The organism is Macrococcus carouselicus (assembly GCF_004359515.1).
Classification (GTDB): Bacteria; Bacillota; Bacilli; order Staphylococcales; family Staphylococcaceae; genus Macrococcus; species Macrococcus carouselicus.
In genome coordinates this window covers 615,826-630,930 of sequence record NZ_SCWD01000001.1, presented here as the reverse complement: position 1 = coordinate 630,930, position 15,105 = coordinate 615,826, and the positions used below count along the sequence as shown (strand labels likewise).

General features: G+C 44.1%; 18 protein-coding genes. 5 read left to right on the top strand and 13 right to left on the bottom strand.

Going from position 1 to position 15,105, the window contains the following annotated elements; all coding sequences use genetic code 11:
- Position 1: 1 nt before the first annotated feature.
- The 6 genes from ERX40_RS03105 to ERX40_RS03080 all read right to left on the bottom strand — a co-directional run bounded on the left by ERX40_RS03105 (position 2) and on the right by ERX40_RS03080 (position 5,059).
- A complete protein-coding gene (locus ERX40_RS03105; protein ID WP_133417035.1) occupies positions 2 to 685 on the bottom strand; it encodes a cytochrome c biogenesis CcdA family protein in 684 nt (227 codons plus the stop codon).
- A gap of 111 nt (positions 686 to 796) precedes the next feature.
- The gene (locus tag ERX40_RS03100) at positions 797 to 1,027 is read right to left on the bottom strand and encodes a YneF family protein (RefSeq protein WP_133417034.1); all 231 of its coding nucleotides are present in this window, start codon (positions 1,025 to 1,027) and stop codon (positions 797 to 799) included.
- A 64-nt stretch (positions 1,028 to 1,091) separates the two neighbouring features.
- Entirely contained in the window at positions 1,092 to 2,402 is a 1,311-nt protein-coding gene (locus ERX40_RS03095) for a CitMHS family transporter (RefSeq protein WP_133417033.1), read from the bottom strand.
- Between the two features lie 106 nt (positions 2,403 to 2,508).
- Positions 2,509 to 4,491, bottom strand: coding sequence for a transketolase (gene tkt, locus ERX40_RS03090; protein WP_133417032.1), 1,983 nt, complete (start codon positions 4,489 to 4,491; stop codon positions 2,509 to 2,511).
- Between the two features lie 19 nt (positions 4,492 to 4,510).
- Positions 4,511 to 4,750 carry a DUF896 domain-containing protein gene (locus ERX40_RS03085; RefSeq protein WP_133417031.1) on the bottom strand — a complete coding sequence of 80 codons (240 nt, stop codon included), beginning with the start codon at positions 4,748 to 4,750 and terminating at the stop codon, positions 4,511 to 4,513.
- Positions 4,751 to 4,855: 105 nt separating this feature from the next.
- Positions 4,856 to 5,059 carry a hypothetical protein gene (locus ERX40_RS03080; protein ID WP_133417030.1) on the bottom strand — a complete coding sequence of 68 codons (204 nt, stop codon included), beginning with the start codon at positions 5,057 to 5,059 and terminating at the stop codon, positions 4,856 to 4,858.
- Positions 5,060 to 5,200: 141 nt separating this feature from the next.
- On the opposite strand from ERX40_RS03080, the gene lexA reads away from it, so the two are divergent.
- Positions 5,201 to 5,821, top strand: coding sequence for a transcriptional repressor LexA (gene lexA, locus ERX40_RS03075; RefSeq protein ID WP_133417029.1), 621 nt, complete (start codon positions 5,201 to 5,203; stop codon positions 5,819 to 5,821).
- A 239-nt stretch (positions 5,822 to 6,060) separates the two neighbouring features.
- Positions 6,061 to 6,498 (top strand): hypothetical protein, encoded by a 438-nt coding sequence (locus ERX40_RS03070; RefSeq protein WP_133417028.1) that lies wholly within the window; start codon positions 6,061 to 6,063, stop codon positions 6,496 to 6,498.
- Positions 6,499 to 6,534: 36 nt separating this feature from the next.
- Here the strand turns inward: ERX40_RS03070 and ERX40_RS03065 are convergent, their stop codons facing one another.
- From ERX40_RS03065 to ERX40_RS03050, 4 genes are all read right to left on the bottom strand, one after another.
- Positions 6,535 to 6,951: a hypothetical protein gene (locus ERX40_RS03065; RefSeq protein WP_133417027.1), complete on the bottom strand. Its 417-nt coding sequence runs from the start codon at positions 6,949 to 6,951 to the stop codon at positions 6,535 to 6,537.
- An 8-nt stretch (positions 6,952 to 6,959) separates the two neighbouring features.
- Positions 6,960 to 7,952: a CAP domain-containing protein gene (locus ERX40_RS03060; protein WP_133417026.1), complete on the bottom strand. Its 993-nt coding sequence runs from the start codon at positions 7,950 to 7,952 to the stop codon at positions 6,960 to 6,962.
- Positions 7,953 to 8,040: 88 nt separating this feature from the next.
- The gene (guaC, locus tag ERX40_RS03055) at positions 8,041 to 9,024 is read right to left on the bottom strand and encodes a GMP reductase (protein WP_133417025.1); all 984 of its coding nucleotides are present in this window, start codon (positions 9,022 to 9,024) and stop codon (positions 8,041 to 8,043) included.
- Between the two features lie 119 nt (positions 9,025 to 9,143).
- Positions 9,144 to 10,061: a metal ABC transporter solute-binding protein, Zn/Mn family gene (locus ERX40_RS03050; protein ID WP_133417024.1), complete on the bottom strand. Its 918-nt coding sequence runs from the start codon at positions 10,059 to 10,061 to the stop codon at positions 9,144 to 9,146.
- A gap of 192 nt (positions 10,062 to 10,253) precedes the next feature.
- On the opposite strand from ERX40_RS03050, the gene ERX40_RS03045 reads away from it, so the two are divergent.
- Positions 10,254 to 11,699 (top strand): amino acid permease, encoded by a 1,446-nt coding sequence (locus ERX40_RS03045; RefSeq protein WP_133417023.1) that lies wholly within the window; start codon positions 10,254 to 10,256, stop codon positions 11,697 to 11,699.
- Positions 11,700 to 11,777: 78 nt separating this feature from the next.
- A complete protein-coding gene (locus ERX40_RS03040; protein ID WP_133417022.1) occupies positions 11,778 to 12,098 on the top strand; it encodes a hypothetical protein in 321 nt (106 codons plus the stop codon).
- 22 nt (positions 12,099 to 12,120) lie between these two features.
- On the opposite strand, the gene panD is transcribed toward ERX40_RS03040, so the two are convergent.
- From panD to panB, 3 genes are read right to left on the bottom strand one after another with little or no spacing between them, the layout of a single operon-like run.
- Positions 12,121 to 12,504 carry an aspartate 1-decarboxylase gene (gene panD / locus ERX40_RS03035; RefSeq protein WP_208001645.1) on the bottom strand — a complete coding sequence of 128 codons (384 nt, stop codon included), beginning with the start codon at positions 12,502 to 12,504 and terminating at the stop codon, positions 12,121 to 12,123.
- Positions 12,501 to 13,355 carry a pantoate--beta-alanine ligase gene (panC, locus tag ERX40_RS03030; RefSeq protein ID WP_133417021.1) on the bottom strand — a complete coding sequence of 285 codons (855 nt, stop codon included), beginning with the start codon at positions 13,353 to 13,355 and terminating at the stop codon, positions 12,501 to 12,503. The genes panD and panC overlap by 4 nt, the downstream gene beginning before the upstream one ends.
- A complete protein-coding gene (panB, locus tag ERX40_RS03025) occupies positions 13,348 to 14,157 on the bottom strand; it encodes a 3-methyl-2-oxobutanoate hydroxymethyltransferase (RefSeq protein WP_133417020.1) in 810 nt (269 codons plus the stop codon). Before panB ends, panC begins: the two co-directional genes overlap by 8 nt.
- Positions 14,158 to 14,236: 79 nt before the next feature.
- Between panB and ERX40_RS03020 the strand changes: the two genes are divergently transcribed.
- Entirely contained in the window at positions 14,237 to 15,091 is an 855-nt protein-coding gene (locus tag ERX40_RS03020) for an oxidoreductase (protein ID WP_165980635.1), read from the top strand.
- The last annotated feature ends 14 nt before the right edge of the window (positions 15,092 to 15,105 follow it).

Here is a 15,105-nt window from a genome sequence, read left to right as displayed (position 1 = left end):
ATTAAATCCCCCAGCTGAATAATCTTGTAATTTCCACAAGTAAATCAAAGAAGAGAAGTAGTCCCATAATGATCATGATGACGCCTCCCACTTTCATCAGAATCTGACTATATGTTCTGATAAACTTCAGCTTTGTAATAAAGAACGTCAGCAGAAAGAAAGGAATACAGAAGCCAAGCACATAGAGAACCATATAGAAAAGTGCTAATGACTGGTTGGATAACGAAAGAGAAATGATAGAACCGACAATCGGCCCCATACAAGGCGTCCAGCCTGCAGCGAAAGCAACACCGATAATCAGTGAACCGATATAGCCGCTTGGTCTGTTCTTGAAGCTGAACTTCTTATCAGCCATCAGAAAATCGGGTGTAAAGATGCCGAGCGTGATCAGACCAAAGACAATCATCAATAAACCGCCGACCATTCGAATCGTATCATTGTAGGTCTGCAGGAATGCACTGACAAAACCGATCCCGATCCCAAATGAGATATAGACGATTGAAAAGCCCAGCAGGAATAACAACGTATGCAGGACCGCTTTATAGTTGAGCTGCCCTTCCTGCAGGTCGTCAAAGGATACACCTGTGATATAAGACAGAAAAGCCGGATAGATCGGCAGTACGCATGGCGAGATAAAGCTCAGTAAACCTGCACCAAAAGCGAGTGCCATCGTGATATCACCCATTAAAATCACTCCATTCCTTTCTATATTAGCAAAGTCATAACTGAAAAGAAGATTTATGTTTGAACAGTTGATGACAAAAAACTCCTATCCACCAGGGATAAGAGTTTCTCATTACTTCAGATTCTGATTCATATTTTTGTTCATCATCGTCATCATCTGATTGATCTTTTTCTGTGATGGTTTCTGGCCCATCTGCATCATCATCATACGTAACATCTCTTCATTAATGGGCGGATTCTTCTTCAAGTAATCCATCATATATTTACGTGCCAAGTAGAAACCAAGCGCTGCACCTGCCACTGCTGCTAGAATAATTAATAAAATCCATATCCATGTCACCATTATCTCACCCACTTTCTCATTCCTTTAAAAGTGTACTAAATAATCGCGCGCATTTCAACAGTTATTACAGCGGAATAATGCCGATGACTATAGCTATCATTATCATGAAGACAGAGGAACCGATCGCCCATTTTAAGGCGAACTTCTGATTTTCCCCGTAATCAATACCGAGCATACCTACCAGTAGATATCCTGCAGCGTATAGCGGACTTAAAACATGAACTGGCTGACCTAATATAGATGCTCTTGCCATTTCGGCTTTTGTGATGCCGAACTGAGATGCAGACTCCGCAAGAACAGGGAGTATACCGTAATAATACGGATCATTGGCCATGAAATAAGTAAACGGCATACTCAATAGTGCGGTGATTACTGCGAAGTGGTCCCCCATACTTGCAGGAACGATATGGACGAGTGCGTTGGCCATCGCATCCACCATTTTCGTGCCGTTCATCACACCAGTGAATATTCCTGATGCAAACACCAGACTGACAACCGCGAGAACATTAGGCGCATGTGCTTTAATGCGTTCTGACTGCAGAGCTATATTCGGATAATTGATGAGCACAGCGACTGCAAAACCACACATGAATAACACAGGAATCGGAAGAAATTCAGTAATCAATGCATAGAGCAGCAGTATAGTGAGCAGTGCATTAACCCAGACGAGTTTTGGCCGTAGTAATGCATTTTCATCGTTCGACTTACCATCAGGGTGCAGATGCATATCATCAAGTGACATCGTCAGATGATCTGTGATCCCTACTCTTCTTCGTTCTTTGATACCATAATAATAAGCGACGCCAAGCGCGAACAGGATACCTCCTGCCATCACTGGAATAACAGGATTGAAAACTTCTTCAGTTGTCGTCTGCAGCGCTGATATCGCGCGAGCTGTCGGACCGCCCCACGGCGTCATATTCATGACACCTATTGATAATAAGGCCAGTGTAGCAAGTATGTATGGATTCATTCCAACTTTTCTATAGAGTGGCAGCATCGCGGTCACGGTAATGATAAACGTTGTTGTACCATCCCCATCCAGTGCAACAAGACTTGCCAGCAATACGGTCCCGATTGTAATTTTCAAAGGATCGCCTTTCACTGCTTTAATGATGACATTGATGACAGGATCAAAGAGGCCTGCATCAATCATAATACCGAAGTATAGAATGGCAAAAATCAGCATCATACCGGTCGGTGCTACTTGCTTCAGTCCCTCCAGCATATGCTCGCCGATGCCGTTATAAAATCCTCCGATAATCGCAAAGACTGTCGGCACAAGAATCAAAGCTACAAGCGCTGACATTTTCTTCGACATGATAAGCGCCATAAAAACAATAATCATAATAAAACCTAATAATGCTAAATTCATAAAAAAATACCCCCTTGTCTCAATCTTAAAATGATTGAGACAAGAAGGCAATAATTATTCTGAAAATTCATTTAAATTTTTCTGTTGACTTGTGCTTCTCAATCAGTTATTCCATTGCAAGCACTTGCTTTACTACTTGTTCTTTCGTGAAACCATATTTCTCCATCACCACTTCACCTGGTGCACTGGCGCCGAAGCGGTCGATACCGATGACGAGGCCGTTCAGTCCGACATATTTGTACCAGCCGTGCGTCGCACCCATTTCGATAGCCACACGTTTCGTGATCACAGACGGGAGCACTTCTTCGCGGTATGTCTTATCCTGCTGGTCAAATAAGTTCAAGTTAGGGAGTGACACGACCTGCACGCCTTTACCTTGAGCTTCCAGCTGTTTTCCTGCTTCTAATGCAAGTGACACTTCAGAACCTGTAGCAATCAGCAGAATTTCAGGAGATGCTGATTTGTAGACGACGTAGCCGCCGCGGCGTACCCCTTCTTCAACGACTTCTTCACTGACATCCAATGCCGGCAGATTTTGACGGGTCAGCACAAGTGCAGTCGGATCTTTCTTCGATTCCATTGCTACTTTCCATGCGACACGTGTCTCGTTGCCATCAGCCGGACGGAACAGGTTCAAGTACGGCATCGCACGAAGACCAGCCAGCTGTTCAACCGGCTCATGCGTCGGACCATCTTCACCGACAGCGATAGAGTCATGTGTGAAGACATAAGTAGACGGCACTCCCATCAGGGCGGCAAGTCGCAGCGCCGGTTTCAAGTAGTCACTGAAAACGAAGAACGTCGCACCGTATGGCTTGACGCCGCCGTGCGCTGCCATCCCGTTGATCATCGCGCCCATCGCGAATTCACGTACGCCGAACCAGATATTGCGTCCTTCAGGAGTCTCAGCTGAGAAGTCTGCTTCTTCTTTAATATTCGATTTGTTGGATGATGCCAGGTCGGCAGAACCGCCGAATAACTGCGGAACTGATTGTGACAACGCCTGCAGGACCTGTCCTGAAGTATTACGCGTCGCATCTTCTGTACCCACTTCAAATTTCGGCAGATTATCTGCATAGTCATCACTTAACCGGTTCTCAACAGCCGCCACAAGGTCAGCACCCAGTTCAGGATAGCTGTCTACATATTGTTTATAAGCTTCATGCCATGCCTCTTCTTTTTCGTTGGCACGTTTCAGCATTGTATTCTGGAAGATTTCATAGACCTCTTCAGGGACATTGAAAGTCTCTTCCGGATCCAGACCATAGTTTTCAAGCGCAAGTTTACGTTCATCTGCTCCAAGTGGTGAACCATGAACGCCATTAGTACCCTGCTTGTTAGGTGCACCGTAACCAATGACTGTCTTCACTTCAATGAGGGTCGGTCGGTCAGATTGCTTAGCCTCAATGATTGCGGCATCAATCGCCTCGATATCATTACCATCTTCCACTAATAGATGCTGCCAGCCGTAAGCTTCAAAGCGTCCTTTAGTCTGTTCTGAGAAAGCTTTATCGAGCTTTCCGTCTAATGAGATATCATTGGAATCGTAAAGCGCAATTAATTTATTCAGCTTGAGATGCCCGGCAAGTGAAGCTGCTTCATGTGAGATGCCCTCCATCAAGTCACCGTCTGAAACGAGGACAAACGTATGATGATCAATAATAGCGTTATCTTCCTGGTTGAACTTGGCCGCGAGATGTTTCTCTGCCATCGCCATCCCGACACTCATCGCGAACCCTTGTCCAAGAGGACCTGTTGTGATATCCACGCCGTCAGTATGATTGAATTCAGGGTGTCCCGGCGTCTTGGATTCCCACTGGCGGAAGTTTTTCAGTTCTTCCAGTTCAAGTGCACCTGATACATGCAACAGTGAATAGAGCAGGGCTGAACCATGACCGGCAGAAAGAACGAAGCGGTCGCGGTCAAAGAAATATTTTGAACTCGGATTAAAACGTAAATGTCTTGTCCAGAGCGTATAGGCCATCGGAGCTGCGCCCATAGGTAAGCCAGGGTGACCGGACTTCGCTTTTTCAATCTGGTCGATACTTAGTGCACGTAACGTGTCGATAGCAAGTTGATCATTAGTCATTTATAACACTCCATTCAGATTAGTTATCTCTTAAATTATTCTGACGTTGAATTTCCTTGATTTTTTCAGGAGTTACGTCAGTTCCTTCAGGATCAATGATTTTTGTGTTTTCAATTGTCTTTTTGAAACTGTTCCGGAAGTTTGAGAGGTATTCTGCGCGGAGGCTTGTCTGCTCCTTGCCCTCCTCTTCGGATAACCCTGATGTCTTTTTCTTTTTAGAAAGTTCATTCAGTCTGTTCATTTTATGTTCGTCTAACATGGTCCTCATCCTTTCATTAATTAACATATCAAAATTAACCGCTTAATTCCATTCGAAGCGCTTCTTGTAAACGAAAAAAACGCCTGACATAAGTCAGACGTCTGTTCAGCGTACAATTCCCAGAACTTCACCGTTCATCGTAGAGGAATGTGTGTTCGCCTCCTTAAACTGGTGAGATTGACCCACATTATCAGGGAGCGGTCGCTGATAAAGCGTATTGGACTGAGCCATATATATGATTGCGAACGTAGTCATCATAATAAAAAAGAATAAATACAGTAAAAAGTCCTTAGAAATTCGTATGGTCATGTCATTTCCTCCAGAACATTTGTTTGTATTTAAAGAATATCAGAACGTTTGTTCGTTGTCAATGAAAACACGAACAAACGTTTGTGAGCCCCGAACAAATATGCTATAATACAGTTAGAACAAACACTAAGGAGTGTTCTCATGAAAGAACTGACTAAAAGACAACAGGAAATATATGAATACTTACAACACATCGTATCTACTAAAGGATATCCACCTAGCGTAAGAGAGATCGGAGAAGCAGTCGGTCTTGCTTCAAGTTCTACTGTTCATGGTCATCTCTCACGTTTAGAAGAAAAAGGGTATATCAAGCGTGACCCGACTAAACCCCGCGCAATTGAAATTGTCAGCTCAACACCTGCCTCAACCTTACTGGAAGAAACCATCATGGTTCCGGTCATCGGTAAAGTGACAGCCGGGCTCCCTATCACAGCAGTGGAAAACGTTGAGGAATACTTCCCTCTGCCTTCTCACTTCACTTCCAGTCATAACAGCGATATCTTCATACTTGAAGTCATCGGAGAGAGTATGATTGAAGCGGGCATTCTGAACGGTGATAAAGTCATCGTGAGACGCCAGTCGATTGCTGAAAACGGTGATATCATTGTAGCGATGACGGAAGAGGATGAAGCAACGGTCAAGCGTTTCTACAAAGAAAGCAATCGTTATCGTCTGCAGCCGGAGAACGCCGCAATGGCCCCTATCTATCTGAATAAAGTAACAGTCTTAGGTAAGGTCGTCGGTTTATTCAGAGAGTTCTAAGAATCCGTCCATTAGAATGAAACAGTCACGCTGATCAGCGTGACTGTTCTACTGTTATTATTTTCGGCCTAATAATTCCTTGACCTGCTCTAAAATATCTTTGTCTTCTGTTTTATCTTGTTTCATAAACCATTCCTCTTTTCTATTTTTTTATACCCGGCAATATATCAGAATAAACTCACATAATTTTCTTATAAAAGGGGTATGAGTAACATAATTATATGAAAAGGAGAATGAATATGACGATTGATTATAACTGGGTAAAAGCAGAACGTCAGCAGATTTTAAAACAGATTAATAACTTAAGCGAGTCAGAATTCGCATTTAATTTCGGGTTCGGTGAAGGCAGCATCAAACACACGCTACTTGCTGTCGCTGAAAAGTACAGACCGTTTCTTAAAAAAAACAATGGCTTCACTTCTTCTCTTGAAAATTATCGGGATAATGATCATAAGATTTCTTTTGATGATGTGCTGGATTACTTCAGACAGATTGATAACCAGATAGATACCAGTCATCAGGACATCAACCAGTCTATAGCTGAGGAATTCCGTCATATCGGCCATATTGACACCATGCTTCATATGATCGATCAGAAGGACCATCGCATCGCAGAAAGAACGAACAGCCGCAAGAAAGTGACAGAACGCCTGAACATGACAATTACCAGACTGTAAACTGCAAAAAACCGATGGAATTTTCCATCGGTTTTTTTAATGCAGATTGACAAGCGGAACACTCGATTTAATGACCTGATTGGAAATAATAATCTGCTTCAGCTCATCTGCAATATCCAGCTGATCCAGATGCTCAAAAGCAAGCCATGTGAAAGGTCTTTTAACTTTGAATTCGTCCCGGTTACGGACATTGAAGACAAACGAGGTCGCATTGACATTCGATGTCGTCAGCAGTCCTTTCAACTGTGTTCTCTCCTCTACAACGAAAAGAATCCCTCCTACACGGAGCTGCTTGTGCAGACTCGCTGCAAAACCATTTGCGCTCTGCTGTATGGATTGATTGCCTTTCTTGACTACGGAGGGCAGTGTCATTCTTTTATTGCCCGTATCTTCCACAAGAATACTTTCTTCTGTCGTGATGAGTAACGATGAATAGATCTTTTCTTTAGCCATAATCTCTCCTATTTTCCAGTCATATAGTTTTCTGTATAGTAAGGCATGTTCTCCTCATTGAAGGCGACTCCGACACCCAGCTGTCTGTACTCCTGCAGAAGAATATTAGTGCGGTGGCCTTTTGAGTTCATCAGACCGTTATGTGCCTCCAGCGGTGAAACCTGTCCTGCTGCCAGATTTTCACCCGCTCTTGAATACACGATGCCATCAGCTGTCATTCTGTCAAACGGCGATAGCTGCTTCAAGTCAATATGGCTGAAGAATTGCTTATCCGCCATATTCCGAGAATGCTTGAGTGCTGTATGACTCAGTTTATCATGATATATAAGGGCTGGTAAACCTCGCTTAACACGACTGGCGTTAACGAGCTCAAAGTCAAGCCGCTCATAACTGCGAGCAAGCGTCTGAGAAGGATCGCCATAAAAACGCTTTTTCTGCTGAAAATAATCTTCTGAAAGGACCATCACTGCATCAACCGACCGGTCGAAATGATCATAAAAATAAGTCGTTCTGACGCCATCTGCCGCATAATTCAGTATATATTTCTCATCAAGCCGGATCCGATAATTTTCACCTTCCTCGATCATCAGCGGCTGACCTTTCTTCTTCTTGATTTCGGCAAGAGTGGAGGCCGTACCGACACCGCTGTTATCAATATACTGAGGACTGTTTGAATAGATGGCCGCCACTCGGTTATGACTGTAACCCAGAAGGACAAACTGTCTATAATTCTGATGATAGACATACCACAAGCTATTGTACGGGTTCCGGCGCACTGATTGATGTTTCCCTAACTGTTTCTCTACATCTTTTCTTGGCATATTCAGATGAATAGCCCCTAATCCAGCAGATTTCACTGCCACTTTCTTTTTATCCTTATGAACATGTGTGCGTATCTGATCTTTAGCCGTCAGAGTCCAGTCATCGGGCAGCGTTGTGAACGGAAAGGGGTAAATAAAAAATAGGACTGCCAGAATAATGAAGGCGAATAGCTTTTTCATGACTTCCCTCCAGAAAATAAATTACATTATATCAGTTCACTGCCTTGAATGCGAAAAAAATACATGACTTAAAGTCATGTATTTTAGATTAACGGTCCATATCACCATTGAAGATAGAATTCTTGACGATGACATAATTCACTTTGCGGATGGACTCAAGATCTTTACCACCCGCATAAGAGATTGAGGACTGCAGATCCTGCTGCATCTCGGACAGCGTATCATGCAGAGAACCTTTATGCTCCACAAACATCTTCTTACCTTCAACGTTTTTCTTCTCACCCTTCTGATATTCAGAAGCACTGCCGAAATACTCTTTATAGAGCTTGCCATCCAGTTCAACTGTTTCACCAGGCGATTCCTCGTGAGCTGCGAAGAGTGAACCTATCATAATCATGGAGGCACCGAAGCGAATCGATTTTGCGATATCACCATGCGTACGGATGCCGCCATCCGCGATAATCGGTTTACGGGCTGCTTTAGCACACTGTTTAACAGCAGCGAGCTGCCAGCCACCTGTACCGAATCCTGTCTTAATCTTCGTGATGCAGACACGTCCAGGTCCAATACCGACTTTCGTCGCATCAGCACCTGCATTCTCAAGTTCGCGTACCGCTTCAGGTGTCCCTACATTACCTGCAATCAGGAAAGTGCCCGGGATATGTTTCTTGATGTGTCTGATCATATTGATGACCTGGTCAGAATGACCATGCGCGATATCAATCGTCATGTACTCAGGCGTCAGCCCTTCACTCGCAAGCTCTTCCACAAAGGCATATTCTCCCTCTTTTACACCGACTGAGATTGATGCGAAGAACCCTTTTTCCTGCATTTTTTTCGTGAATGGAATTCGGCCTGCTTCATCAAAACGATGCATAATATAGAAATAATCATTTAATGCGAACCATTCTGCGAGTTCTTCGTTCATCACTGTCTGCATGTTAGCCGGTACAACAGGTATTTTGAAGGTCTTAGGTCCAAACTGTATGGACGTATCACATTCACTTCTGCTCGTTACAATACACTTATTCGGAATCAACTGAATATCTTCATAGTCGAATACTTCTTCCATTTATACCCCTCTTTTCAAATACGAACTTTAATTCAGACTTTAGTAAAATAATTCGTCCATAGGGTAATTTACATGGAAATGAGTCCATTGTAAAGCAAAAAAACCATTATTTTTTAAATTTATTCATTCAATGCTTTATTGAGCGTCTCGATGTTTTTTTTCATCAATGACTGATAGCTGACATTTCTGTTTTGAGAGTCTTCTTCTGTCAGTACCGACATATTATGAAAATTCAGTGCCTGCGTATCCGTTTTCTCCTTAATGATATCTGTTATTTTCGACGGGATATTCTGTTCATATAGAATGTAAGGCGGCTTCAGTTCTCTGATATCATTGATCATCGACACAATCTCCTGCTGTGAAGGTTCATCATTATTCATTCCCGATACGCCTACTTCTTTGAAATGATAGCGATTCGCCAGGTAGCCGATGGATTCATGAGAGATATAGACCGTATCTCTTTTAGGGTTTTTCGTGATGTCTTTCATCTGCTTGTCGATTTCGTCAATATCTTTTGCGAGTTTCTGATAATTTGCTTCATACTCGTTTTTGTTTTCAGGATCCAGTTTGATGAGGCGGTTCTTGATTTGCTGCGCAAATGTCTTGTTCATGACCGGATCAAGCCAGACGTGGGGGTCTTGTGCACTTTCAGAATGCTCATGCTCGTGTTCGTGATCGTGGTCATGATGATGGTCAAGCAGCTGACTCTCCTCAAGACCGGCTGCAACTGGCAGTACCTCTTTATTCTTTACTGTTTTAGCTATTTTAGCTGCAACGGGATCCAGTTCATCACTCGAATAGACGAACATATCTCCTTTTGCAATCTCCAGTGCATCTTTCTGTGTCGGCTCATAGGTATGAATATCAATTCCATTCGGATAGATACTTTCAACTTCAATATGATTCCCACCGATCTGCTCTGTCATTGATTTAAAAGGAAAGACCGTCGTATAGACCTTCAGCTTACCGTTATTCTCTTCTTTGCTACAGGCGCCGAGTACCAGAACAGCTACCAGCAGTATCATCAGTTTCTTCATTTTCACATCTCCTAATCGTAATCATTTCGATATATAATATTAGCCTTCTTGTTTCATAAAATCAAGTGTCAGTGATTAATTTTTCTCACTTTAACGCGTTTAAGTTTTTAAGTGTTAAAACTTTTACTTGATAAATCACTCCAAACATACTAAACTCTTATACATACTTAATTAAAAGAGGAAGTGAATGGCATGAAAAATAAAGAGATGGACAGAGATCTCAAAACAAGACATATATCCATGATTGCCATAGGCGGCTCGATTGGGACAGGTCTCTTCATGGCAAGCGGCGCTATCGTCAGTCAGGCAGGCCCAGGGGGTGCACTCGTTGCCTATATTTTGATTGGTATTATGATTTACTTCCTGATGACGTCACTCGGTGAACTGGCAACTTTTTATCCGGTTTCGGGTTCATTCAGCGCTTACGCAAAACGCTTCATCGATCCTGCAGCCGGTTTTATGGTCGGCTGGTTATACTGGGTCATCTGGTCGCTCGTCGCCAGTATTGATATCATCACCGCAGCAAAAGTACTCTCCTACTGGGATATATTCAGTGGAATCGGTTCATTTGTATGGTGCCTTATTTTTCTGGCCGTGCTCTTTCTACTGAATGCTTTCTCAGTGAAATCTTTTGGTGAAGCGGAATACTGGTTCTCATTCATCAAAGTCGTGACCATTATTATCTTCCTTGTGATGGGTCTGCTGATGATATTCGGCATAATCGGCGGCGAACCCGTCGGTCTGAAGAACTTTTCGGTCGGCGAAGCCCCTTTTGTTAACGGCGTCCTTGGACTTCTCGGGGTACTTGTAGTAGCGGGATTCTCATTCGGCGGCACAGAAGTCGTAGCGGTCACAGCAGGTGAATCTGATAATCCCAAGGAATCCATGCCAAAAGCCATCAAACAGGTCTTCTGGCGCATCCTTTTCTTCTATATCGGTTCCATCTTCGTCATAGCGGCGCTTATTCCGTATACAGACCCGAGATTGCTGAACGAAGCATCAGATGTTGCGATGAGTCCGTTCACCATCATCTTCGAAAAACTCGGTATTCTGTTTGCGGCATCACTGATGAATACTGTTATCCTGACTGCCGTCCTATCAGCCGGTAACTCAGGGCTATACGCCACAAGCAGACTGCTGTATTCCCTCAGTCAGGAACAACAGGCGCCTGCTCTTCTCGGCAGGCTGAACAAGCGTAATATGCCGTTCAATGCACTGCTGCTGACAACCGGACTGATCATCTTAACTATCATCTATGCGCACATCAATATGGGAGGTTATGCTAAGCTGCTGAGTATGCTCGGCACGCTTGTCCTTATCGTCTGGGCTATCAGTGTCATCAGTCACTACAGGCTGCGTAAGGCGATTCGGGTCCAGCAGAAAAATACGGCTGATCTGCTGACATATCAAGCACCCCTTTATCCTTTAGGGAATATCATCGTTCTCACAACGATTGTTTTTCTGCTGATCGGTCAGTCATATGCAGATATCGCTGCTCTCAACTGGCCGAAACTGATTGAATCCTTCATTCCGATTCTAGTGGCGCTTGCCGCTTATATCGGCTATAAAACGCTGCATAAGACCAGAGTGGTCCAGTATGAAGAAATCGATTTATCAAAATACGAAGTCAATCGTTGAAAAAAGCCGGGAACTGTATGACAGTGCCCGGCTTTATAGTTTATAATAGAAGAAAACGCTCTCACTAGGAGGTTTCTCATGGTCAATGGACAAATCAATATCTTTGATGATGTATTAAACGAAAATGAGACGTTTGTCATCGTTGTTCAAGGCGTCTACAACAAAAACGGTCAGCTGATTAAAAAAATTCTACGTGAGTATCCAAGTCTGGATCACGCTGCTATGCAGCGCCTGTTTCATCATCTGAAAGACCAGTATCTAACCGAGCCGTTCGATCAGAATATGGTTTTCTTTGACATCACTGTCTATACGAATGAAGACTATGCGGCTGACAACATCTATGCCCATACTAAACGTCATCGCTTCCCGGGTGATGAGTGGACGCATACAAGTAAATAAGAGGCCGCGGCCTCTTATTTTTTTATATTAAGATGGTTGCTTCCTTCTCTTCTATCATCTCTGCAATTCTGTTATCTGCATCCATTACAGCGACTTTAGGCCGATGTTGACGTGCCTCTTCATCAGTCAGCTCAACATAGTTCATGATGATGACAATATCTCCTACTTGCACAAGGCGAGCTGCAGCCCCGTTCAGACAGATGACACCACTTCCTCTTTCACCTGCAATCACGTATGTCTCCAGACGTGCGCCGTTGTTATTATTGACAATTGCTACTTTTTCATTCGGCAGAATATCCACTGCCTCCAGAATATCTGTATCTATCGTAATGCTGCCTACATAATTCAAATCTGCCTGTGTGACTCTTGCACGGTGAATCTTTCCATGCATCATGGTTCTGTTCATTGCTTACCTCCAGTAATCATATTGTCTATGAGACGGGCGGCGCTGAATTTCACTGCCAGTGAGATAAAGCAGCGCCCCTCAATTTTTTCAGCTTCGATAAGTTCAGGATAGCGATATACAGCGACTTCATCTATCTCGCCGCTTGTATGAGCTGTGAGATAGTTTCTGACAGCGGCAATAATAACTGCACTATCATTCTCACCTGCTGCTATCATCTGACTTGCAAGCTCAAGACTTTTCGATAAATGAACCGCTTCAGCTCGTTCCTCTCCAGTCAGATAGACATTTCTTGAGCTCTTTGCCAGCCCATCTGCCTCTCGCACAATATCCACACCTTGAATCACGATATCATGATTGAAATCGCGCACCATGGCTTCGATAATCGCTAACTGCTGAGCATCTTTTCTACCGAAATATGCAGTTGTCGGCTGAACGATATTGAATAATTTATTGACGACTGTGACAACACCATCAAAATGTCCGGGTCTTTTAGCGCCTTCCAGCACATCTGCAAGGGCTCCGACCTGCAATCCTACCTGTGCCTGACCCGGATACATTTCTTCCACAGATGGATGGAACAGATAATCCAGCTTCACCTCTTCAGCAAGTTTCAGGTCCGCTTCAAGTTGTCGTGGATAAGAAGCGTAATCTTCATTCGGTCCAAACTGCAGCGGATTGACAAAGACACTTGCTGCAGTGATGTCATTCTCACTTTTAGCCTGCCTGACCAGAGTCATATGACCCTCATGCCATGCACCCATTGTGGGTACAAAGCCAATGGTCTTACCTTCTGCACGATGTCGCCGCGCCAGACGGCTCATATCTTCTATTGTTGTAATGAGTTCAGTCATGCTCTTCTCCTAACACCTTGATATTATAGATATAATCGTCACTTGGGAACTGACCCAATCGTACTTCCTGATGGAACTGGTGCAGGGCTTCGATACCCGTCGTAAAATCACCGTAGACTTTAACAAATTTCGGTCTATGCTCGGTCGCATACTGCAGGACGTCATGGTAGACAAGGACCTGACCATCTGTATCAATCCCTGCTCCGATGCCGATAACGGGTATCGTCACAGTCCTGCTGATCAAAGCAGCAAGATCACTCGGGACAGCCTCCAGCACCAGCATCACTGCGCCCGCTTTTTCTGCTGCCTGTGCTTCCTGTAGTAACTGTTCAGCCGCAGCCTTTGATTTCGCCTGAACACTGTAGCCCATAATACCGACACTTTGCGGCGTCAGGCCGAGATGTGAGACGACAGGCACACCGATCAGCCGGCACTGACTGATCAGTTCGAAATGTGCACCTTCGATTTTAATTGCGTCCGCTGCTGTCTCTCTATATAATCGGACAGCGTTCTGCATATCCGCTGCCATGCTGACACCCACGCTGCCAAATGGCATATCCACTACGATGAATGTCTCAGGTGCACCGCGGCGTGCCGCGCGTCCATGATGGATCATATCGTTCAGTGTGACATAGACTGTACTGTCATAGCCAAGTACGGTCATGCCGAGACTATCACCGACTAAAATGATATCTATTCCTGCTGCTTCGACCTGCTTGGCACTTGGATAGTCATAGGCCGTCATCATCGAGATTTTGGTTCCATTCTGCTTCATTGTCATTAAATCATTCAGTTTTTTCATGGATAGCACTTCCTTCTTACAAGCTGAATTTATTATAATCAAGTATGAGCGAACTGACCACTATAAAAAGGAGAACTTTATGACAAATTTTGCAGTAATCGGACCGGGCGCTGTTGGCAGTGTCATTACAAACGAGCTCAGAAACGCAGGACTTGATGTCAAGCTGTTCGGGCGCAAGGAACAGCAGATCACTTTATTATCAGCTCAGCAGGTAAAACTTAACGTATCATCCCTGGTGGTGAACCAGCAGCAGTTTGACTTTATCTTTGTCGCCATCAAAGCGACTAAGATTGCTGAAATTAAAGATGCCCTGATAAAGATGTGCCATGACGGGACAATCATTATCGTCTGTCAGAATGGTATGGGGCAGTTACCTGAATTTACTATGGCCCCTGCCTTCCAGGCTGCAGTCTATATCAGCGGGCAGAACAAGGAGGGCCATATCACTCATTTCCGGGACCGAAAGCTCATCCTGCCGAATCATGAGCAGATGCTGCGTCTGAAGACATTGCTGCATGACACTCAGCTGGAAGTGATCATCACTGACGATCAGAAGACGCTCCTATGGTATAAGATGCTCGTCAATCTTGGAATCAATACAGTCACAGCACTCGCTAAAAATACCGCTGTCATTATGGAAATGCCTGCTGTAGAGAAAATGGTCAGAGAACTGCTGGCTGAAGGTATTATGATCGCAAATAGCGAGGGCGAATCATTCCAGGAATCAGATATCGATGAAATCCTTGCTATTTATGCCGGATATCCGCCTGATATGGGGACCAGTATGTATTATGATACGATGAATAACAGATTGCTGGAATATGAGTTTATACAGGGTGAATTTCTTCGGCTTGCACAGCAGCACAAGCTGAATACCCCGGTCCTCGACATATGCTGTACGCTGCTGGCCGCTTATCAGTACAATAAGAAATAGACGATGCAGCTGCA

What these genes read in the sequence shown, in the direction of transcription:
- panD (WP_208001645.1), bottom strand. Translation starts at nt 12,504, where the DNA reads ATGAACAGAACCATGATGCATGGAAAGATTCACCGTGCAAGAGTCACA.
- guaC (WP_133417025.1), bottom strand. Translation starts at nt 9,024, where the DNA reads ATGGAAGAAGTATTCGACTATGAAGATATTCAGTTGATTCCGAATAAG.
- ERX40_RS03100 (WP_133417034.1), bottom strand. Translation starts at nt 1,027, where the DNA reads ATGGTGACATGGATATGGATTTTATTAATTATTCTAGCAGCAGTGGCA.
- ERX40_RS03070 (WP_133417028.1), top strand. Translation starts at nt 6,061, where the DNA reads ATGACGATTGATTATAACTGGGTAAAAGCAGAACGTCAGCAGATTTTA.
- panB (WP_133417020.1), bottom strand. Translation starts at nt 14,157, where the DNA reads ATGAAAAAACTGAATGATTTAATGACAATGAAGCAGAATGGAACCAAA.
- lexA (WP_133417029.1), top strand. Translation starts at nt 5,201, where the DNA reads ATGAAAGAACTGACTAAAAGACAACAGGAAATATATGAATACTTACAA.
- tkt (WP_133417032.1), bottom strand. Translation starts at nt 4,491, where the DNA reads ATGACTAATGATCAACTTGCTATCGACACGTTACGTGCACTAAGTATC.
- ERX40_RS03095 (WP_133417033.1), bottom strand. Translation starts at nt 2,402, where the DNA reads ATGAATTTAGCATTATTAGGTTTTATTATGATTATTGTTTTTATGGCG.
- ERX40_RS03105 (WP_133417035.1), bottom strand. Translation starts at nt 685, where the DNA reads ATGGGTGATATCACGATGGCACTCGCTTTTGGTGCAGGTTTACTGAGC.
- ERX40_RS03085 (WP_133417031.1), bottom strand. Translation starts at nt 4,750, where the DNA reads ATGTTAGACGAACATAAAATGAACAGACTGAATGAACTTTCTAAAAAG.
- ERX40_RS03060 (WP_133417026.1), bottom strand. Translation starts at nt 7,952, where the DNA reads ATGAAAAAGCTATTCGCCTTCATTATTCTGGCAGTCCTATTTTTTATT.
- ERX40_RS03080 (WP_133417030.1), bottom strand. Translation starts at nt 5,059, where the DNA reads ATGACCATACGAATTTCTAAGGACTTTTTACTGTATTTATTCTTTTTT.
- ERX40_RS03050 (WP_133417024.1), bottom strand. Translation starts at nt 10,061, where the DNA reads ATGAAGAAACTGATGATACTGCTGGTAGCTGTTCTGGTACTCGGCGCC.
- ERX40_RS03045 (WP_133417023.1), top strand. Translation starts at nt 10,254, where the DNA reads ATGAAAAATAAAGAGATGGACAGAGATCTCAAAACAAGACATATATCC.
- ERX40_RS03065 (WP_133417027.1), bottom strand. Translation starts at nt 6,951, where the DNA reads ATGGCTAAAGAAAAGATCTATTCATCGTTACTCATCACGACAGAAGAA.
- ERX40_RS03020 (WP_165980635.1), top strand. Translation starts at nt 14,237, where the DNA reads ATGACAAATTTTGCAGTAATCGGACCGGGCGCTGTTGGCAGTGTCATT.
- ERX40_RS03040 (WP_133417022.1), top strand. Translation starts at nt 11,778, where the DNA reads ATGGTCAATGGACAAATCAATATCTTTGATGATGTATTAAACGAAAAT.
- panC (WP_133417021.1), bottom strand. Translation starts at nt 13,355, where the DNA reads ATGACTGAACTCATTACAACAATAGAAGATATGAGCCGTCTGGCGCGG.